The following is a 20,023-nucleotide window of genomic DNA, read 5'->3' on the forward strand; positions in this document are numbered from 1 at the left end:
GACTCACGATTTTTTAGGTAAAAACAATATTTGTGACCCAGTCGGGTAAGCGAGGCTTCCCGACACACGGAGAAAAAAATTGAAAGACTTGCTCGATATCATGCGTAAGAAAACGGACTCAGATGGTCATGCACCAGTTGAGTTCGACCGTATCCGTATTGGTCTTGCGTCACCAGAAATGATTAAGTCATGGTCTCATGGTGAAGTTAAAAAACCTGAGACAATCAACTATCGTACGTTCAAACCAGAACGTGATGGTTTGTTCTGTGCCAAAATCTTTGGTCCAGTAAAAGATTACGAATGCTTGTGTGGTAAATACAAGCGTATGAAATACAAAGGCGTCATTTGTGAAAAATGTGGCGTTGAAGTAACTACAGCAAAAGTTCGTCGTGAACGTATGGGTCACATTGAGCTTGCTTCTCCAGTTGCACATATCTGGTTCTTAAAATCGTTACCATCCCGTATCGGTTTATTACTTGATATGACACTTCGTGATATCGAACGTGTATTGTATTTCGAATCATACGTTGTTACTGATCCTGGTATGACACCATTTGAAAAGTATCAACTTCTTAATGATGAAGAATACTTTACTGCTCTAGAAGAGCACGGCGACGAATTTGTTGCAAAAATGGGTGCAGAAGCAGTTCAAGACTTGTTGAAAGACATCGACCTTGAAGCTGAAATTTCACGTTTACGTGAAGAAATTCCTCAAACAACTTCTGAAACGAAGTTGAAAAAAGCGTCTAAGCGCTTGAAATTGATGGAAGCATTCAAAGACTCAAACAACAAGCCAGAATGGATGGTAATGAATGTACTTCCGGTACTTCCACCAGATTTACGTCCATTAGTTCCACTTGAAGGTGGTCGTTTCGCGACTTCTGACTTGAACGACTTATATCGTCGTGTAATTAACCGTAACAACCGTTTGAAGCGTCTTCTTGACCTTGCAGCGCCGGACATCATCGTACGTAACGAAAAACGTATGTTACAAGAGTCTGTAGATGCGTTGCTTGATAACGGTCGTCGTGGTCGTGCAATTACTGGTTCTAACAAACGCCCATTAAAATCTTTGGCAGATATGATCAAAGGTAAACAAGGTCGTTTCCGTCAGAACTTGTTAGGTAAGCGTGTTGACTACTCTGGTCGTTCGGTAATTACTGTAGGTCCTACTTTACGTCTTCACCAATGTGGTCTTCCGAAGAAAATGGCACTTGAATTATTCAAGCCATTCATTTTCGCGAAATTACAAGCTTCAGGTCAGGCAACAACCATTAAAGCTGCGAAGAAAATGGTTGAGCGTGAGACCCCGGAAGTTTGGGACGTTCTTGCATCTGTAATTCGTCAACATCCAGTAATGTTGAACCGTGCGCCAACACTTCACCGTTTAGGTCTTCAAGCATTTGAACCTATTCTTATTGAAGGTAAGGCAATCCGTCTTCACCCACTCGTCTGTGCTGCGTTCAACGCCGACTTCGACGGTGACCAAATGGCGGTACACGTTCCATTGACACTTGAAGCACAGTTAGAAGCTCGTGCATTGATGATGTCAACAAACAACATCTTGTCACCAGCAAACGGTGAGCCAATCATCGTTCCTTCTCAGGACGTTGTCTTGGGTCTTTACTACATCACTCGTGATGCAGTAAACGCGAAAGGTGAAGGCATGGTGTTTGCGGATACTCACGAAGTAAACCGTGCACTTGCAACTGGTCAAGTTGCGATCCATGCTCGTGTTAAAGTACGTGTGCATCAAACGGTTATCAATGAAAATGGTGAGCGTGAACAGCAAACTATTATTGTTGATACAACACCAGGTCGTTGCTTACTTTGGGAAGTTGTTCCAGAAGGCTTAAGCTTTGACATGATCAACCTTGAGATGACTAAAAAGAACATCTCTAAGTTAATCAACTCTTGCTACCGTAAACTTGGTTTGAAAGATACAGTTATCTTCGCTGACCAATTAATGTACTTGGGCTTCCGTCAAGCGACTCGTTCAGGTGTATCTGTAGGTATGGAAGACATGTTAATTCCACCTACGAAACACACAATTATTGACAAAGCGGAAACAGAAGTTCGTGAAATCGAACAACAGTTCGAACAAGGTTTCGTAACTGCTGGTGAACGTTATAACAAAGTTGTCGATATTTGGGCGCGTACAAACGACCAAGTTGCTAAAGCAATGATGGATAACTTGTCTTATACACTTGTGAAAAACAAACAAGGTGAAGACGAGAAGCAAAAATCATTCAACAGTATCTATATGATGTCTGACTCTGGTGCCCGTGGTAGTGCGGCTCAGATTCGTCAGCTTGCAGGTATGCGTGGTTTGATGGCAAAACCGGATGGCTCGATTATTGAGACTCCAATTAAAGCGAACTTCCGTGAAGGTTTGACAGTACTCCAGTACTTCATTTCAACACACGGTGCGCGTAAAGGTTTGGCCGATACTGCATTGAAAACTGCGAACTCTGGTTACTTGACTCGTCGTCTTGTAGACGTAGCACAAGACTTAGTAATTACTGAGCCAGATTGTGGTACAAGTGGTGGTCTAGTGATGACTCCATTCATTCAAGGTGGTGATGTCATCGAGCCATTACGTGACCGCGTATTAGGTCGTGTAACTGCTGAAGATGTACGTCGTGCATCTGATGATGAAGTTGTATTACCTCGTGGTACGTTAATTGACGAGAAAATCGCGGCTCAGCTTGAAGAGGCTGGTGTCGATGAAGTTAAAGTACGTTCTGTAATCGCATGTGAATCAACATTCGGTGTATGTGCGAAATGTTATGGTCGTGACCTTGCTCGTGGTCACTTGGTAAACCCAGGTGAGTCAGTAGGTGTAATGGCTGCACAGTCAATCGGTGAACCAGGTACACAGTTAACAATGCGTACGTTCCACGTGGGTGGTGCTGCAAGCCGAACTTCTGCTGCAAACAGTGTTCAAGTACGTAACAAAGGTACTGTACGTTTCCATAACGTAAAAACTGTACAACATGCGAAAGGCCACTTGGTTTCAGTTTCACGTTCAGGTGAAATTGGTATTGCCGATGAGTTAGGCCGTGAGCGTGAACGCTACAAACTTCCTTACGGTGCGAGCATCTTGTTGAAAGATGGTGAGCTTGTTGAGGCTGGTGGTATCGTTGCGACATGGGATCCGCATACGCATCCATTGGTAACAGAAGTTGCTGGTAAAGCACGTTTCAGCCAAATTGCTGATGGTGTAACTGCAACATCTAAAACTGATGATGCAACTGGTATGACAACTGTTGAAATCTTGCCTGTAACAGCACGTCCTGCTTCTGGTAAAGATTTACGTCCAGCAATCGTATTAGATACAACTGATGGCGGTGAACAGTTCTACTTCTTACCACAAAACACAATTGTGACTGTTCGCGACGGCGAAACAATTGGTGTGGGTGACGTTATCGGTCGTGTACCACAAGAATCTTCACGTACTCGTGATATTACCGGTGGTCTTCCGCGTGTTGCTGACTTGTTCGAAGCACGTAAGCCGAAAGAACATGCGATCTTGGCAGAAGTGTCTGGTATCGTAAGCTTCGGTAAAGAGACCAAAGGTAAGAACCGTTTAGTGATTACTCCAGATGACGGTTCTGAAATTTACGAAGAGTTGATTCCAAAATGGCGTCAAATCAACGTGTTTGAAGGTGAACATGTGAACCGTGGTGAAACCATTTCTGATGGTCCACAAAATCCACATGACATCTTACGCTTGAAAGGTGAAGTTGCTTTAACTAACTACATCGTGAACGAAGTTCAAGACGTTTACCGTCTCCAAGGTGTAAAAATCAACGATAAGCACATTGAAGTTATCGTACGTCAAATGTTGCGTAAAGTTGATATCATCGATGGTGGTGATACAAGCTTCATCAAAGGTGAACAAGTGGATTACATCCGTGTTGTTCAAGAGAACCAAGCTGTCTTGGCGCAGAACAAGTTCCCTGCGAAGTTTGAACGTCAATTGATGGGTATTACGAAAGCATCGCTTTCTACTGACTCATTCATCTCTGCTGCATCGTTCCAGGAAACAACTCGTGTGTTAACTGAAGCGGCTGTAACAGGTAAAGAAGATGATTTACGTGGCTTGAAAGAAAACGTTGTAGTGGGTCGCTTGATTCCAGCTGGTACTGGTCTTGCATACCACTTAGAGCGTCGTCGTCAAGAAGCGGAAGCAGCAGAACATGCTCTTCACAATGACTTCAGCGAAGTAGACCAAGCATTTAGCCAAGCTTTAAACTCAGAACAATTCTAAGCTTAAACTTGCATTAAAAAGGCGCCTTAGGGCGCCTTTTTTGTGGAAAAAATAAGCCATTTTTACAAAAAGTCTATTAAAGCACTCTTAATTTATTACTTAATGGGGGAAAACCCTCCATGAAAGCATACTATTCTAGGCGCAACTGAGTAGAGGAGTAGCTTTTAATGAAAAAAATGATGATGATTGCAGGTGTTGGTTTAATGTCAACTACTCTATTTGTAGGTTGCCAAAATGCTAGCCCAGAAAGCAAACGTATTGGTTCGGCAGCTATCGGTGGTGGTGCAGGTGGTGCCGTAGGTAAACATATAGGCGGTAATATTGGTGCAGGTTTAGGAGCAGCGCTTGGTGCTGGTGTTGCCGCTAATGCTAAAGGCTCTAGCAGTAAAACAGTACGTAATAGTGCGATTGGTGCAGGTGTTGGGGCAATCTTAGGGGGTGCAGTGATTGGTGGTGACGCTGGTGCTGCTGCAGGTGGAGCACTCGGTGGTAGTGCTGGTGCAGCCTATGAAGAGAAAAAAGGTAAGTACTAAAACTACCTCTAACTATATTAAAAAAGAAGCTCTTATTTCATTAAGAGCTTCTTTTTTATCTGTTTTTAAAAGATGAAAATTTAACTCATCACTGTGCATAAATTGGCTTTACAAAATATCTATTAATTACGACAGTGCAATAACACAAACTGATCAAATTCCCCATAAAAGAAGACTATGCTTTGATTAAAGCCCAAAGGAGTGAGTACGGTCATGAATAAAAAAATTGGTTTAATATCTACTGTCATATTATCTACAGTTATGTTCACCGGCTGTCAAAATATGAGTCCGTCTGACCAGCGTATTGGTGCAGCAGCAGCGGGTGGTGCATTGGGTGGCGGTCTTGGTAACCATGTTGGTGGTGGTATCGGTGCAGGCTTAGGTGCTGCGGTAGGTGCAGGTGTGGGTTCTAATACTCAAGGTGGCAGTAAACAAACTACAACCAAGAGTGCGATTGGTGCAGGTATTGGTTCGGTCGTTGGTAAAGCAATCATAGGTGGTGATACAGGTGCTGCAATTGGTGGCGCAATCGGCGGCGGTGCTGGTGCTGCGATTGAAGAAAAGAAATAAAAATAAGTGAAATGAAAAATAAGCGCCTTCAGGCGCTTATTTTATTAGTAGAAGGCTTTGCTTTTTTACGTCGGATATAAAGTGTCTTTTGGACTTCAGCAATTCTCACACCTGATTCATCGAAAATATTTAAATGATATGTTCTAAGAACAGGAGCATAGTTTTCGGCAAGTTCACGAATTTGTTCGATTTCTGCTAAATCAACTCGAATGTCAGCATAAACGGTACTTCGGCCAGGTGATAAAAAATTAATTTCAGCTGCTTTATCCCAAACAATATATTTTGATCCGAGATGATGCATAAGAATCAACATATAAAACGGGTCAACCATTGAATAAAGGCTTCCGCCAAAGTGAGTGCCTACCAGATTTTGATTTTTCCAAGTAAGTGGCATTTTTACCCGAACATGACAGAGCTCTAAATTCATGACTTCAATATGAATTCCAGCTCCACGGTAAGGTGGGTAATGGTTAAATAAGAATTTGGAAATTGAAGGAATGTTCTGAAGTTTTTTTAAAATAGCCATAATAGTCAATTTTTTTTATTGCAACACTGGTCATACTAGATAAGTATCATCTTTTTTATATTGATGGCAATGCTTTATCCGATTAACGACATGATCGATTGAAAAACAAAATAGGAAATGATTATGCAGCCAAAGATTTATGCCGTAACGACAAGTGATCAACAAACCTTGTGTGCCAAAGCTTGGGGTGATGAGAAAAATACTCCATTAGTGTTAGTGCATGGTTATCCAGATAATCAGGAAGTATGGGAATCGGTCATTGAGCATTTAATCAATGATTTTTATATTGTGACTTATGATGTCCGTGGGGCAGGCTTATCCTCTATTCCTAAACGGATACGAGATTACCGTTTAGAACGTTTATCTTTAGATTTGCAGGAAGTCGTAGATGAGGTAATCCCAAATCGACAGTTCCATATGGCTGCGCATGATTGGGGTTCAATTCAGTCTTGGGAATCTGCAACAGAACCTAAATTTAAAGGCCGTTTACTCTCTTATACAACAATTTCCGGTCCATGTTTGGATCATGCGGCACTTTTCTTAAGAGAGAAGTTTAAAACATCACCTGCACAGATCCTAAAAATACTCACAAAATCATGGTATATCGGAGCATTCCATTTACCGCTAATTGCTCCAACTGTATGGTCGCTGTTTAGTCCAGAGAAGTGGGGTAAGATCTTAAATGACTTAGAGCGAAAAGATAATTTGCCTTTAAATAGTAATATTTCCTCAGATGGGAAATACGGTATTAACTTATATCGTGCGAATTTTATTCCACGTTTAACTCGTCCTCGTCAGCGTTATGCGCAATGTCCAGTTAAAGCAATTATTTTAAAGTATGACACTTTTGTCAGCCCAGAATATATTACAGAAGCGATGCCAAAATGGGTTGAAAACTTCGAATATGTTGAGCTTGAAGCAAATCATTGGGCGATTTTGAGTCAGGCTGAAAAAGTGGCAGCTCATATTCGCCAGTTTATTAACTCGCAGAGCTAATAAGTGACTGTTTAATATACAAAACTGGTAATTCGGCGATATTTTCGGCTTCATAGAGGTGAATCTGGTAGAATATCGCCTTTTGTTTTGCTCTGAACTTATTCATGAATGCTGTCGTTATTGCGATTGCAGTGATGTTCTTATTATCACTGGCGCGCGTTTCTGTCGTACTGACTTTAGTGGTTTCTGCCATTGTGGGCGGCCTCGTAGCGGGTTTAAGCCTTTCTCAAACTGTTGAAGCCTTTAACGCTGGTCTTGGTGATGGTGCTGAGGTTGCACTTGCCTATGCAGTGTTAGGGGCATTTGCTCTGGCACTTTCAAAATCTGGATTACCCGATTTACTTGCCCATAAACTGATTGGTTTATTGGGAATGGAAGCGGGGAAAAGCCGAGAAACTAAAGTGAAATATTTACTATTAGGTATTTTACTGATCGCAGCTATTTTCTCTCAGAACCTTATCCCAGTTCATATTGCCTTTATTCCCGTATTGGTTCCCCCTCTATTACGGGTAATGAACCATTTAAAATTAGACCGCCGCGCCGCAGCTTGTGTTCTTACTTTAGGCTTGGTTGGGACATATATTTTCTTACCTGTTGGCTTTGGTGCGATTTTCCTTGAACAGATTTTGATGGGAAATATCAACAAAATTGGTGCTGCTTATGGTTTACATGTAGAACGTGGCATGATGCCTATTGGTATGGCAATTCCAGTTTTGGGAATGGTTCTAGGCACCTTGGTTGCGGTATTTATCAGTTACCGTAAGCCACGAATTTATGCTGACCGTTCGATAAGCCCTGTAACTACAATTGATTTAGATAAACCTCTTCGTGCAACTGCACAAGATGAAACAGCAGACTTAAAAGCAGACGCAGAAGAACTTAAACATGAGGCAGAGCAAGGCCCTGTTATTGCTAAAAAAACAATTTTTATGGCTTTACTGGCTATTGGACTCACTTTAGTTGCGCAGCTTTATTCCGGCTCAATGATCTTGGGTGGTTTAGTGGGCTTTGCAGTGCTTTCTACGGCAGGCATTTTTAAATGGCAAGATGCAGATGATGTCTTTGTACAAGGCATGAGAATGATGGCTCTAGTCGGCTTTATTATGATCTCTGCTGCCGGTTTTGCTTCGGTTATGACTCATACCGGAGATATTAACCAATTGGTTAAAGGCGTGGTAGAAATCATTGGTGATAACCGTGCGCTTGCTGCATTTTTAATGCTTTGTATTGGCCTATTTGTCACGATTGGTATAGGTTCATCTTTCTCAAGTGTTCCTGTATTAGCTGTTATTTATGTACCTTTATGTGTCCAGTTCGGTTTCTCACCGTTAGCGACAATTGCACTTATCGGGACAGCTGCTGCTTTAGGTGATGCTGGATCTCCGGCTTCTGATTCTACCTTAGGACCAACAGCAGGTTTAGGTGTAGATGGGCAACATGACCATATTTGGGATACTGTGATACCAACATTTATTCACTTTAATATTCCGCTATTAATTTTTGGTTGGATTGCAGCCATGGTTTTATAATTTTTATAAAATATTAAATAAAGACCTCCTTAGTTTTTATCTAGAGATAATAATTAAGGAGGTTTTTTTATGGTATAAACAAAACATGTATTTGGAATAAACTATATTAAAATACTCGGGATTTAAAGTTTATTAAAAAGGTTGGTTATATAAAACAATTCTGATTAATTAGGTTGGAATAAAAACCAATTAAAATAGTTGGTTAATATATAATTTTATTTAAAACAGTTATTTAAAAATAAATATAAAAATAATTTTATAATGGGTGTTGCATCAATTTAAAATAAATGTTTATTATAAATATAAATAAGGTTGGAGATATTAAAGTGTTCAAGAAAGTATTAGTTGTTGCATTAATGGGGGTGTCTTCATTTACTTTTGCTGGTAATTGGCAAGTAAAATTTGGGGGTAGCGTTATTGCTCCATCGGAAGACACAACAACTGCTTTAGGTGTGGTAAAGGCAGACCATGAATATGCATTTACTCCATCAGTAGAATACTTTTTTGGTCAAACTCCATTTTCGGCAGAATTATTATTAGCAACGCCGGTTAATCATGATGTTTTATTAGATGGTCAGAAAGTAGCGCGTATTAAACAATTGCCACCAACAATTACCGCGAAATATCATTTTAAAAACTCGACTCGTTTTACACCGTATATTGGTATCGGGGCAACAGCATTTATTCCTTGGGATGAACAAGGCGTAGCTGACAAAGTAAAAGAAGATTTTGGTGTAGCTGGCCAAGTTGGTTTTAATTTCCAACCTGCTGATGCTAAAAATTGGGGAGTATTTGTAGATGTTCGTTATGCAGATATTAGTCCAGAAGTTACTTTAACAAATGGTGCTAAATTTGACTTAGATATTAACCCGTTTGTTTACACTTTAGGTTATAGCTATAAATTCTAAGCATAATAATAAATAGAAAGAATATAATAATAAACCTAGATTCAGGCACCTCACATAGCTTTTTATGTGAGGTTTTTTATTTCATGGTTCTCACTAAAAAACGCATAAAATAGACAGTTTTATACATATTTTACCGCTCTTTATTTCTAAACTATTTTTTATACATTTTTAAAGGAATAACATGATGAATAGAAAATTTGCCATGGGGCTAGCACTTTTTAGTGGTTTAGCTTTTACGCATAGTTTGCAAGCTGCTAGTTTCTCTTGCAATGCTGCAAAAACAAAGACTGAACTCAGTATTTGTAAGAACCGATCTTTAAATGATGCCGATGTCAAAATGGCAACGACATATCAAATTGTTTTACATGCACTACCAATGGGTGGACGTGATAATCAAAAAGATACACAGCAGCAATGGCTGAAAAAAAGAAATGCTTGTGCAGCTAATGTGAGTTGTATTTCTAAGGCATATCAACAAAGACAAAAACAACTAGACACTATTTTACAAGATAGGGTCTTAAGCCATGGACCATTTTAATTAGAGAAAAATTTTTTAATATTCAGGATTGAAAAATTCTAGAAGTACTCCATTCATAAAGCATTCTAGAACAAACAGACTTCAAAATTTAAGGAGTGATTTATGAGTGAACAAGCATCACAAAATTATAGTTTCCAAGCGGAAGTAGCACAGCTTTTACATTTAGTGACGCATTCTCTCTATTCAAACCCTGAAATTTTCTTACGTGAACTTATCTCTAATGCATCAGATGCTTGTGATAAATTGCGTTTCGAAGGAATTAATCATCCTGAATATTATGAAAATGATCCTAATTTACATGTACGAATCAGCTTAAATAAAGAAGATAAAACTTTAACGATTTCTGATAACGGTATTGGTTTAAGCCAACAAGAAGCCATTGATAACTTGGGTACCATTGCAAAATCAGGTACTAAAGATTTCATGTCAAAATTGACGGGTGACCAGAAAGCGGATGCTCAGTTAATTGGTCAGTTTGGTGTTGGTTTCTACTCAGGTTTTATTGTTGCTGATAAAATTACAGTTGAATCACGTCGCGCAGGTCTAGATGCTTCTGAAGGGGTGCGTTGGATTAGTGGTGGCACAGGTGAGTTTGAAGTTCAGCAAATTGATAAAGCTTCACGCGGTACTGACATTATTCTTCACTTACGTGATGATGCGCTTGATTATTTAGAGTCTTATAAAGTTAAGCAAATCGTTAATAAATATTCTGACCACATTAGCTTGCCAATTGAAATGCAAAAAGAAGTTTGGCAAGAAGAAGAGGTTGCTGAAGGTGAGGAGCCTAAAGGCGGCCAAATGGTCAAAACAGATGAGTGGGAAGCAATTAACTCGGCAAGTGCACTATGGACACGTAACAAGAGTGAAGTGACTGAAGAGCAATATGTTGAGTTCTATAAAAACTTAACTCACGATTTTGAAGCTCCGCTTGCATGGGCACATAACCGTGTAGAAGGTAGTACGGAATATACCCAGTTACTTTATATTCCAAGTAAAGCACCTCATGACATTTTTACACGTGAAGCAAAAGCAGGAATTAAGCTGTATGTAAAACGCGTATTTATTATGGATGATGCGGACAATCTAATTCCAAACTATTTACGCTTTGTACAAGGTGTCGTGGACAGCGCTGATTTACCGCTTAATGTCAGCCGTGAGTTGTTGCAAGAAAGCCGTGATGTTAAGACAATCCGTGAAGGTAACGCACGCCGTGTACTCACTTTGCTTGATGGCTTAGCTAAATCTGAAGATGAGAAAGACCAAGAAAAATTTAAAACGTTCTACACTGAGTTTGGCTCAGTTCTTAAAGAAGGTTTGGGTGAGGACTTCGGTAACCGCGAACGTATTTTAAAATTATTACGTTATGCAACTTCCACAAATGATGAAGTAACAACTTCTTTCGCGGACTATAAGGCACGCATGAAAGAAGGCCAAAAAGCTATCTATTATGTGACTGCTGAAAGTTTAGCTGCTGCTAAGAACTCTCCACAGTTGGAGTTGTTTAAGAAAAAAGGCATTGAAGTATTATTAATGGCAGAGCGTGTTGACGAGTGGGCAATGAACTTTGTTCACGAGTTTGACGGTACACCATTGAAGAATGTATCTAAAGGTGCAGTTGATTTAGGTGACTTGCAAGATGCTGAAGAGAAAAAGGCACTTGAGCAAGCGGCTGAACAGTTTAAACCTGTTGTTGAGAAATTAAGTGACTCATTGAAGGCTAAAACCAAAGAAGTCCGTGTAACGACTCGTTTGGTAGATTCTCCGGCATGTTTAGTGACTAGTGAAGGGGAATTGTCTCCTCAACTTATTCGTATGCTCAAACAAGCGGGGCAAGCCGTACCTGAAATCAAGCCAATTTTAGAAATTAACCCTGAGCATCCTTTAGTGAAAAAACTTGAAGGTTCAGAACAATTTGATGATTTGGCGAATGTGATTTTTGATCAGGCGGTGATTGCAGAAGGTGGATTACCGGAAGATCCGGCAGCTTATGTGAAGCGCATTAATAGCTTGTTGCTAAAATAATTTTGCAATAGAAAAAGCCTCTGAATTATCAGGGGCTTTTTTGTGGATAAAGAAAGAGTTATCCACAATTTGATGATTTTTGTCTAAAAATTAGCTTCTAGATTCATTTGGACACTGAGCTGATGCTTGGGGTCATCATCAAGATAGTTAAAGAAATTAAGATCATTTTGCATAAAAATCCAATCTCTCCATATCGGTTGACGCCATGAAATATAAGGTCCCCAACTATTTAGGCGGATATCATTATTGGCATATACACCACCGCTATAAATACCGTAAGTCAGACGATTATCTTTTACAAATTCAAATTGTTGGAAAGTCCAATTCCCCCAGTTGTAATCTTCTTTTCCACTCTTATTTACATTAAATGTATTGGAAAATAATGTGTTATCTTGCATTTTCTGCGTTAAGTTCAGCGTCGTTTCAGTGTAATTCCGGCTAGTCGAACCATATCGGAAAATTTGTTCAGTATCTAGACTAATGTTATGTCGTAAATTCCATTTTTTCTTGGCAAGAAATTGTACATAAACATCACTTTCCGAGTTTGAGCCTAGATCAAGATCATTTTCAAATGGCATCCAGGTTGAAATGGTATTCCAACTTGCTGTGAGCGGATTATTTTCTGAAACATGAGGAGTTGAAGCTTTCTTCTTGATCTTGCCAAAGGTTTTATAAGGATGTTTATGTTGGGCTGCGCGACTCCACAACGTATCATTTCCAAATACAGCCATCAGGTCCTGAATAAGTGCGGTATCTGAACTATGACTTGGTTCTACTTCGCATGGTGAATGTAAAAAAGATACAGACTGACTTTTTGTTTTGAGAGTAACCACAGACGAATACAGGGTTCGCCTTGTAGAGCGTGAGTGTTTCAAAGAAGTAGGAAAAAGCTGTATATGAGGAATTAAAACCAGCATACCTAAGCTATAAATGCAAAGTAAGGCAGTAGATCTATATTCAAATGAAAAAGAAGAGAATTGATTCATTTTTCTGAAGATCAGGAATCAAAAATTAGCTCGTTATTGTAAGAAGAAAAGCTTAAATTTTTATTTAAAAGTATTTTATTATTCATCACCTTGGATGGGGAATCCAAGGTGATCTTTAAGCTTAGAAAAGGGCTTCTAATCGTAAGAATGTGCTCACATAATGGTTGCGATCTTCACGATGGTCATTAAAGTAATTGAGGTCGCCTTGTACAAAGAACCATTCACGTAAAACAGGCTGACGCCATGATACAAATGGTCCCCAACTGTTTAAACGTAAATCGTTGTCATTGTAGTAGCCACCTGTATAAATGCCATAGTTAAAACGGTTATTTGCAAAGAAGCTATGTTCTCGGAAAAGACGGTTTTCCCATGTCAAATCGTCATCTTGATCATCGGCATAAGTTAAGCTGAACTGGTTTGATAAGATCGGCTGATTTGGACGAGCATGGGTAAGTTCAAGATTAGTTCGTAAGTAGTTTTCACTATCTATGCCATAACGATAAATTTGTTCTGCATAAAATTTAAAATCATTACGGAGTTGCCAGTCTCTCGATGCTTTTAAACGGACATAAATATCATCGCCAGAACGGATACCTAAGTCAGCGTCTGTTTCAAAAGGTAGCTTTTTCGAGAAATTTGACCAACGTAATGCGATTGAGCTGTTGTCATCTCGAGTTCGTTTACCATCTAACTTTTTATTTGGATCTTGATTTGGGTTTTGATTGATATTGGCTGGGCTATTATTAAATTCGTCATCTAAAGAGTCATCACCAAATACCACACTTAAACGCTTCTCTAGAGTAGGTAATTTAATCTTACCGCGAATTCTGGGCTTGATTTCATAATTATCATATTCATTCCAATAGTTATCGATCATGACTCGAATGGTGGCTGACGCGGGTTTTTGTGGGTCAACTTCACCAAACCAATTATCAATTTTTCCAGATGTACGATCGGCCCAATTACGGATTTTCTTTTGTTTACGGTCAAACCAAGTCTGATCTTCTGTTTGCTCGGTTGGTGGAACAATCGGTTCGTTGGACTGCTCGGGGAAAATCGTTGGGGTTGCATCAATCCATCTTGGAATTTGGTCTAAAAGATTTTCATCTTTATTTTCTTCAGTTTGTGCTCCAGATGACAAACCGTTTACTTGTTGGGTTGAGGAAGAATTTACTTCTGCATGAGCCATACATACTGAACCAAATCCTAAGGTCAAAAGGGCAAAAAGCTGCCGATATGTAATGATGTGAAATGTTTTCATATCTATCTTTATGTTTTGTTGTTATTGTCACTTTTGTAGATTTTTCTAATAAAATCAAGAGGACGACACAAAACTTAAGTAAATTTAACTTTTCTTACATATTTGAAATTAATTAAAAAGTTTAAGCTATTAGCGATAATTTTTAAGCAAAAAAAATCCCCCAAACTAGGGGGAGTTTTTGATCAAGGAAACTTCAAATTCCGATCATTAAACACATAAAAAACAGAACATTACAGCGCGAATATTCTAAGTCGCAATCATAAACCGATTTTAAACAATTGAATAGTTCTTTTTTTAGAACGCTCTATTGCTAAAATGGTGATAAAACATACGACTTGTTCACACTTTATCGTTAAACCTATTTATTTTGTGGAATATCGCATGTTTCATCATTGCAAACAGCTGCGTCATCTTGCTCGATATTTTCAGCATTTGCCTTGAGCTGTGCCTGTTCTAGTACTTGCAAAAACACTTCACGAGGTTGTGCTCCTGCAAGTGCGATTCTTTGGTCAAATACAAAAAAAGGTACGCCAGTTACATTGAGCTGCTCATGTGCAATTTTTTCATCATGACGAACAAAGTCAGCCAACTCATTTGTATCGAGTACATATTCAACTTCGGCATTATCAAGGCCAATACGAGAAGCAATTTCTTCTACAACTTCGCGTTCGCCAATAGCTAGACCTTCAGTCATATAAGCATGGAAAAAAGCTTCTTTTGCTTCGTTTCCTAAACCTTTACTTTGTGCAAGGTGGATAATACGGTGTGCATTAAAGCTATTGCCTGAATTGGCTTTTTGCCATTGGAAGTCAATACCTTCAGAAGCAGCCATGGCCGCAATGTTGCGTTCCATTTCTTCCATCTCTTCATAGGTACGGCCATATTTTTTAGCCAAACGCTCAGTATTTGAAGTGTCATGTTTTGCGGGAGCATCAGGATCTAGTTCGAAACTATGCCAGTGAATATCAAGCTCGATACCTGCCTCGGCAGCGACATGTTCAAGGCGTTTTTTGCCGATATAGCAGAAAGGGCATACTACATCAGACCAGACATCAACACGCATGGGAGAATCTCATAAATATAATTTACTCATCATAATAGGGATGATGTACACGGATTTAAAGCATTGAATGGAGAATAGAGTGTTGCGTATTGTGAAATAAATGGCATATAAAGAACTATAAGCTCTATTTTATAACTATAAAGAGCAAAACTATAAGAATGGAAATAGGAGGTGTTTATGCGCCGAGTTTTGATTGCAATTGCAAGTCTGGTTGTTATTACGAGTATTGTTTTTTTTACCTATCAACATATAAAACAGCAGCAAGCCAAAGATAGCAGTCAAATGTTTGATGTGGTAATGACTGAAAAAATGAATCAGCTTTATGATCAGGCCCAAGACTGGACTAAACCTGTACAACTTGATATTCACGATAAACGGCTGGCAGGACACTACAAACAAGTCTCAGAGTTTCTTTTGAGTTATTGGGTCCAAAATGTAAATGCACGTAATGAATATTTAAGAGAATTAAAAGCTGCGAAATGGGATACGTTTTTAAATGTTGACCGTTTAGATCATGATAAAAAACAAAAATATGCTGAAACCGAAAAAATGCTAGCCGATGTTCGCAGAGCTTCAGATAAGTATCAATCCGAATATGAAAAAATTCATAAAACCTTCTTGGCAAAAATTCAGGAACTGTCTGTTGATAAAGAGATGAGACAAATCCTCGAAATAAAATTAGGAGCTCAGCAAAAAGCCGATCAGGACCATGCAATTTTTATGATTGAGCTACAAATTTTAGATAAAGCAGAAGAAATGTTTAAGCTTTTAAAAACTTATCCATGGCAAAAGAAAGATCAGATGATACTTTTCCATGAAAATGCTCAGGTCAAAAAGTTTAATGCACTGTATCAAGACGTTTTAAAACTTAATGCAAAAATTGAAAAAATTAAGAAAAAGAATGTAGCTGCCTTGGAAGGAGAGTTAAAAGAATAGCTATAGGAGGGGCATCACTTTTAAATATTGGTGCTCTCAGCTTTTCCTTTTGCCAAGAAAGATTGTAATAAACTTTGAGAAGTTTGCAGTTTGTTTAACTGATCGGACACATGCTTAAGTTCTGTTTGCAGTTTTTCTTGAACCACTGGACACAGCGTAAATACCCGTTCATCTAAATCAAAACATGGCAATAAAACATGAATGTCTTTCAGGTTCATACCTGCGTCATTTAATATTTTAATTTTCTTAATATTTTCAATATCTTTTTGCGTATAACTTCGATAATTATTACTCGCTCGATGAGGCTGTATAAGCCCTAAATTTTCATAATACCGCAGCATACGTGGGCTTACTTTTGTGAGCTCGGAAACTTTAGCTAGGTTCATAAAATATGGGTTGACCTTAACAGTGGTGTCATAGTTTAGCATGTTTTTATATTTCAAAATGGTACTTGTTCAATGATTAGAAAACTCATTTTATTGGTGATATTTGGATTAATGTCATTTGTTACAAATGCCAAAACCCTTGAATTACAGGAGAAGAACATGCGTCAAATATTTGTGCTTCACGGTTACTCAGCTTCTATTAACGATCATTGGTTTTTGGACTTAAAACATCAAATAGAAGATGAAAATACAACTGTTACTTTAATACCATTTCCAGATTCTGAGCATCCGGACGTCGATGCTTGGCAGAAAGTATTAGATGAGCAGATTCCTGCAGTTAATGAAAATACTTATTTTGTTGCCCACAGTTTAGGGGTAATTACCTTGCTACACTTTTTACAAAGACATGATTATCAAAATATTGGAGGAATGATTTTAGTATCTGGATTCTCTGGTCCAATTTCAGACTCTTCACCTCTTAGTCCTTATATAACAAAGAGTAAAGTCGACACCAACTATTTCCGTGACATAAAGAAAAAGCTGGTTTATTTGTCTGATAATGATGATTTGGTTCCACCACAACTAACGATTCAATTGGCTAAGGATATTGATGCGCCTTATATTACCGTTCCTAATGGTGGGCACTTTTTAGGTCGGGAAGGTTATACGGAATTTCCGCAATTAGTCGATTCTTTAAAAGAAATGTTAGAAAATTGATAAAAATCCCCGCATTGAGCGGGGATTTTTTATCTTTACTGAAATTTGTAATTTTTATTCCTAATCTATTAAGGCTGGTAAATGATACCCATGACTTTCGCAGGTAAAGCAATAATATCGAAAGTTAAGGTAAACGGAAGCAGTGGTAAACTTGCTAGCTTCTCCTTAGTTGATAAGGGTACTTTTCCGCTTTTATCATGAAGATATTGGATTCTAACGTGATATGGCTTGGATAAAGGGGTTATTTTTTTAAGATTGTTTACAGGAGGATAAACAGTTCCTCTAAGATTTAACTCAAATTTATGTAGTTCTAATGTCTTTTCATAGTCACATGGAATTACACCATATTGTTTGAATAAAGCTGATTCTTTCTCGTTCAATTTCCCATTAGGTGGGGTGTAAGAAAATCTAATATGTCCGTAAAAATGGTTACTATTCGAAGCTGGAGCATTAAAATCTAGCTCATTACTTATTTGAATATATTGTGGATTTAATTGACTAATTAATTGAATGAAATCGTTACCGCCTTTACTAATGACATAACTATATTTTTTCCCTGCGATAACAATACTGTCCTCTGGTTCATTTGGGAGAGATACTGATGGTTTACCGAATGCAATTACATCATCTTCTGTTAAAGTGATCCATTCATAGCCTGAGTCGTATTTTGTAAATAGCTCTCGCGTGTTTTCACCAATAATTCGATTACTCACACAACCAGTGAGAAAGAAACTGGCTAGTAAGCAGCTCATAAGAATATTCTGATTTAATATTTTAAAGTTCATTATTTCTGTCGAATTCAATAGATTTATAAAAAGCTGACTATAAACAAAAAATCGTAATATTTAAATCTGGCAATATAATATGACTTAGCCATATTCAGATTAATTTCTAAAATCTTTTATGAATTTCTTTTTAATAAGTTTAAAAATCTAACGTTATTTACCGTTTATCTGAGCATTACTGAATCAAAAATGACTTTGTTGTAGCCTATTTATAGAACATTTTATTTAGTCATCATTTTGAGTTCGCGTAGGGTGACTGATTTTGGGAGCAAGTTATGAACTTTCTAAAACAATCAGCCTTCATTGCTGTATTTGCTTTTATGGGTTTACCAACTGTTCAAGCAGAAGAAGTGGCTACTTTACCTACAATTCGCGTTATGGCCGAATCTGAGCTACGTGAAGAAGTAGGCTTTGTCCCATTTCAAGAAGATAAAAAAGTGCGTCAGGCTCTACAACATCGTGAGTATAAAACTCATAACGATATACAGAATGCTTTAGTCCCTGAAGGTATGACGACAGTAGACTATCAACCTGTCATGGCACAGCCCGATTTGTCCCAGCTTTCTCCATTTTTACGAGAATATATTCTAGCTGTAGCGGGTGGAATCCAATCTTCTGACCCAACCAATGGTCTTTTTGAAATGTTAAAGCCTCTACAAATTAACCGAAGTAATGTCGATGCTTATCGTGAAGGTACGATGAAAGTAAATTTAGATGATATTTTGAAATTACAGCAGCAAATTCAAGATGGTTTAAAAGGTCGATAAAAAAATCCCCGCACATAGCGGGGATTTTTTTATCTTGGTGTTAATTAAACACGTTCGATCACTGTTGCGATACCTTGACCAAGGCCGATACACATGGTCGCAAGACCGATTTGAGTATCTTGTTGTTCCATTACGTTTAACAACGTAGTGGTGATACGAGCACCTGAACAACCTAGTGGGTGACCAAGAGCGATTGCACCACCATTTAAGTTCACGATGTCTTGTTTGTCATACAGACCTAAGCCTTTAAGAACAGACAAGCCTTGTGCAGCAAATGCTTCATTTAACTCAACAGTCTGGATATCAGCAATTGATAAGCCAGCACGTTTAAGCGCTTTTTGAGTTGCTGGAACTGGACCATAACCCATGATTGCTGCATCACAACCAGCAACCGCCATAGAGCGGATCACGGCACGTGGTTTTAAACCTAATGCTTGTGCACGTTCAGCAGACATAAGCAACATTGCAGAAGCGCCATCAGAAAGAGCAGAAGATGTTGCTGCTGTTACTGAACCACCTTTAGGGTCAAATACAGGTTTTAATGCTTTGAACGCTTCAAGGTTTGCATCTGGACGAATCACTTCGTCGATGTCGCAAAGGATTTTAAAGCCATTTGCATCGTGGCCTTCAACACCAATGATTTCATTTTTGAAACGGCCTTCTTGAGTTGCAGCCCAAGCACGACGGTGAGATTCAACACCGAATGCATCTTGTTCTTCACGGGTAATGCCGTTCATGCGACCTAACATTTCAGCAGTTAAGCCCATCATGTTAGATGCTTTAGCGTAGTGTTTAGATGCTTCAGGGTTAAGGTCGATGCCGTGCATCATACCTACGTGGCCCATGTGCTCTACACCACCAATAATGAAGATATCACCTTGGTTTGTTGCAATTTGTGCAGCCGCAGTGTGGATTGCCTGCATAGAAGAACCACAAAGACGGTTAACTGTTTGACCAGCCACAGTTTTAGGCAAGCCAGCCAATAAACCGATGTTACGGCCAATGTTCATACCTTGTTCTAGGGTCTGGTTTACACAGCCCCAAATCAGGTCTTCAACTTCATTTACATCAAACTGGTTACGGGCAACGAGCGCACGTACAAGTTCAGCAGATAAACTGTCGGCACGTACATTACGGAACATACCGTTTTTAGATTTGCCCATGGCAGAACGAACGCCATCAACAATCACAACGTCACGTGGATTTAAAGTAGCCATTCACGTCGCT

18 protein-coding genes are annotated in these 20,023 nt (G+C 38.8%); 11 read left to right on the plus strand and 7 right to left on the minus strand.

Translation table 11 applies throughout. The annotated features are described in order from the left end of the window. Positions 1-79: 79 nt before the first annotated feature. The 3 genes from rpoC to EG365_RS09735 all read left to right on the plus strand — a co-directional run bounded on the left by rpoC (position 80) and on the right by EG365_RS09735 (position 5,376). The gene (rpoC, locus tag EG365_RS09725) at positions 80-4,273 is read left to right on the plus strand and encodes a DNA-directed RNA polymerase subunit beta' (protein WP_000653927.1); all 4,194 of its coding nucleotides are present in this window, start codon (positions 80-82) and stop codon (positions 4,271-4,273) included. Positions 4,274-4,440: 167 nt separating this feature from the next. Then, positions 4,441-4,806, plus strand: a complete 366-nt coding sequence (locus EG365_RS09730) for a hypothetical protein (RefSeq protein WP_000738603.1) — start codon at positions 4,441-4,443, stop codon at positions 4,804-4,806. A 213-nt stretch (positions 4,807-5,019) separates the two neighbouring features. After that, positions 5,020-5,376 carry a YMGG-like glycine zipper-containing protein gene (locus EG365_RS09735; protein ID WP_001034851.1) on the plus strand — a complete coding sequence of 119 codons (357 nt, stop codon included), beginning with the start codon at positions 5,020-5,022 and terminating at the stop codon, positions 5,374-5,376. Between the two features lie 28 nt (positions 5,377-5,404). On the opposite strand, the gene EG365_RS09740 is transcribed toward EG365_RS09735, so the two are convergent. Next, positions 5,405-5,902, minus strand: a complete 498-nt coding sequence (locus EG365_RS09740) for a DUF4442 domain-containing protein (protein ID WP_000996189.1) — start codon at positions 5,900-5,902, stop codon at positions 5,405-5,407. A gap of 117 nt (positions 5,903-6,019) precedes the next feature. On the opposite strand from EG365_RS09740, the gene EG365_RS09745 reads away from it, so the two are divergent. The 5 genes from EG365_RS09745 (at position 6,020) to htpG (ending at position 11,895) form a co-directional block, all read left to right on the plus strand. Further along, a complete protein-coding gene (locus EG365_RS09745; RefSeq protein WP_001987811.1) occupies positions 6,020-6,898 on the plus strand; it encodes an alpha/beta fold hydrolase in 879 nt (292 codons plus the stop codon). Between the two features lie 104 nt (positions 6,899-7,002). Beyond that, entirely contained in the window at positions 7,003-8,427 is a 1,425-nt protein-coding gene (locus EG365_RS09750; RefSeq protein WP_000994938.1) for a Na+/H+ antiporter family protein, read from the plus strand. Between the two features lie 326 nt (positions 8,428-8,753). After that, positions 8,754-9,335, plus strand: coding sequence for an OmpW/AlkL family protein (locus EG365_RS09755; protein ID WP_000475285.1), 582 nt, complete (start codon positions 8,754-8,756; stop codon positions 9,333-9,335). Positions 9,336-9,519: 184 nt separating this feature from the next. After that, the gene (locus EG365_RS09760) at positions 9,520-9,873 is read left to right on the plus strand and encodes a lysozyme inhibitor LprI family protein (RefSeq protein WP_001080202.1); all 354 of its coding nucleotides are present in this window, start codon (positions 9,520-9,522) and stop codon (positions 9,871-9,873) included. A 102-nt stretch (positions 9,874-9,975) separates the two neighbouring features. After that, positions 9,976-11,895 (plus strand): molecular chaperone HtpG, encoded by a 1,920-nt coding sequence (htpG, locus tag EG365_RS09765; RefSeq protein WP_001294942.1) that lies wholly within the window; start codon positions 9,976-9,978, stop codon positions 11,893-11,895. Positions 11,896-11,978: 83 nt separating this feature from the next. On the opposite strand, the gene EG365_RS09770 is transcribed toward htpG, so the two are convergent. From EG365_RS09770 to EG365_RS09780, 3 genes are all read right to left on the minus strand, one after another. Then, the gene (locus EG365_RS09770; protein WP_002001381.1) at positions 11,979-12,881 is read right to left on the minus strand and encodes a hypothetical protein; all 903 of its coding nucleotides are present in this window, start codon (positions 12,879-12,881) and stop codon (positions 11,979-11,981) included. 121 nt (positions 12,882-13,002) lie between these two features. Next, positions 13,003-14,142, minus strand: coding sequence for a hypothetical protein (locus EG365_RS09775; protein WP_000846679.1), 1,140 nt, complete (start codon positions 14,140-14,142; stop codon positions 13,003-13,005). Positions 14,143-14,500: 358 nt separating this feature from the next. Then, positions 14,501-15,205 carry a DsbA family oxidoreductase gene (locus tag EG365_RS09780; RefSeq protein WP_001261850.1) on the minus strand — a complete coding sequence of 235 codons (705 nt, stop codon included), beginning with the start codon at positions 15,203-15,205 and terminating at the stop codon, positions 14,501-14,503. 177 nt (positions 15,206-15,382) lie between these two features. Between EG365_RS09780 and EG365_RS09785 the strand changes: the two genes are divergently transcribed. Beyond that, entirely contained in the window at positions 15,383-16,141 is a 759-nt protein-coding gene (locus tag EG365_RS09785; RefSeq protein WP_001255246.1) for a hypothetical protein, read from the plus strand. 20 nt (positions 16,142-16,161) lie between these two features. Here EG365_RS09785 and EG365_RS09790 read toward each other — a convergent pair whose 3' ends face one another. Beyond that, the gene (locus EG365_RS09790; protein WP_001046657.1) at positions 16,162-16,527 is read right to left on the minus strand and encodes a MerR family transcriptional regulator; all 366 of its coding nucleotides are present in this window, start codon (positions 16,525-16,527) and stop codon (positions 16,162-16,164) included. Positions 16,528-16,599: 72 nt separating this feature from the next. On the opposite strand from EG365_RS09790, the gene EG365_RS09795 reads away from it, so the two are divergent. Beyond that, complete coding sequence (locus EG365_RS09795) at positions 16,600-17,244, plus strand: RBBP9/YdeN family alpha/beta hydrolase (RefSeq protein ID WP_001986386.1); 645 nt, start codon at positions 16,600-16,602, stop codon at positions 17,242-17,244. A gap of 68 nt (positions 17,245-17,312) precedes the next feature. Here EG365_RS09795 and EG365_RS09800 read toward each other — a convergent pair whose 3' ends face one another. Next, the gene (locus EG365_RS09800; RefSeq protein ID WP_001009587.1) at positions 17,313-18,029 is read right to left on the minus strand and encodes a hypothetical protein; all 717 of its coding nucleotides are present in this window, start codon (positions 18,027-18,029) and stop codon (positions 17,313-17,315) included. Between the two features lie 275 nt (positions 18,030-18,304). On the opposite strand from EG365_RS09800, the gene EG365_RS09805 reads away from it, so the two are divergent. After that, entirely contained in the window at positions 18,305-18,796 is a 492-nt protein-coding gene (locus EG365_RS09805) for a hypothetical protein (protein ID WP_001010132.1), read from the plus strand. Between the two features lie 44 nt (positions 18,797-18,840). On the opposite strand, the gene fadA is transcribed toward EG365_RS09805, so the two are convergent. Further along, positions 18,841-20,013, minus strand: coding sequence for an acetyl-CoA C-acyltransferase FadA (gene fadA / locus EG365_RS09810; protein ID WP_000212712.1), 1,173 nt, complete (start codon positions 20,011-20,013; stop codon positions 18,841-18,843). Between the last annotated feature and the right edge of the window lie 10 nt (positions 20,014-20,023).

It is taken from the genome of Acinetobacter sp. FDAARGOS_494, from assembly GCF_003812225.1.
Lineage (GTDB): Bacteria > Pseudomonadota > Gammaproteobacteria > Pseudomonadales > Moraxellaceae > Acinetobacter > Acinetobacter baumannii.

Bases quoted from the DNA above. Each gene is read 5' to 3' on its own strand.
- EG365_RS09775 (WP_000846679.1), bottom strand. From the start codon at position 14,142: ATGAAAACATTTCACATCATTACATATCGGCAGCTTTTTGCCCTTTTG.
- EG365_RS09795 (WP_001986386.1), top strand. From the start codon at position 16,600: ATGATTAGAAAACTCATTTTATTGGTGATATTTGGATTAATGTCATTT.
- EG365_RS09750 (WP_000994938.1), top strand. From the start codon at position 7,003: ATGAATGCTGTCGTTATTGCGATTGCAGTGATGTTCTTATTATCACTG.
- EG365_RS09785 (WP_001255246.1), top strand. From the start codon at position 15,383: ATGCGCCGAGTTTTGATTGCAATTGCAAGTCTGGTTGTTATTACGAGT.
- EG365_RS09770 (WP_002001381.1), bottom strand. From the start codon at position 12,881: ATGAATCAATTCTCTTCTTTTTCATTTGAATATAGATCTACTGCCTTA.
- EG365_RS09740 (WP_000996189.1), bottom strand. From the start codon at position 5,902: ATGGCTATTTTAAAAAAACTTCAGAACATTCCTTCAATTTCCAAATTC.
- htpG (WP_001294942.1), top strand. From the start codon at position 9,976: ATGAGTGAACAAGCATCACAAAATTATAGTTTCCAAGCGGAAGTAGCA.
- EG365_RS09805 (WP_001010132.1), top strand. From the start codon at position 18,305: ATGAACTTTCTAAAACAATCAGCCTTCATTGCTGTATTTGCTTTTATG.
- EG365_RS09780 (WP_001261850.1), bottom strand. From the start codon at position 15,205: ATGCGTGTTGATGTCTGGTCTGATGTAGTATGCCCTTTCTGCTATATC.
- EG365_RS09800 (WP_001009587.1), bottom strand. From the start codon at position 18,029: ATGAACTTTAAAATATTAAATCAGAATATTCTTATGAGCTGCTTACTA.
- fadA (WP_000212712.1), bottom strand. From the start codon at position 20,013: ATGGCTACTTTAAATCCACGTGACGTTGTGATTGTTGATGGCGTTCGT.
- EG365_RS09745 (WP_001987811.1), top strand. From the start codon at position 6,020: ATGATTATGCAGCCAAAGATTTATGCCGTAACGACAAGTGATCAACAA.
- EG365_RS09730 (WP_000738603.1), top strand. From the start codon at position 4,441: ATGAAAAAAATGATGATGATTGCAGGTGTTGGTTTAATGTCAACTACT.
- EG365_RS09790 (WP_001046657.1), bottom strand. From the start codon at position 16,527: ATGAACCTAGCTAAAGTTTCCGAGCTCACAAAAGTAAGCCCACGTATG.
- EG365_RS09735 (WP_001034851.1), top strand. From the start codon at position 5,020: ATGAATAAAAAAATTGGTTTAATATCTACTGTCATATTATCTACAGTT.
- EG365_RS09760 (WP_001080202.1), top strand. From the start codon at position 9,520: ATGAATAGAAAATTTGCCATGGGGCTAGCACTTTTTAGTGGTTTAGCT.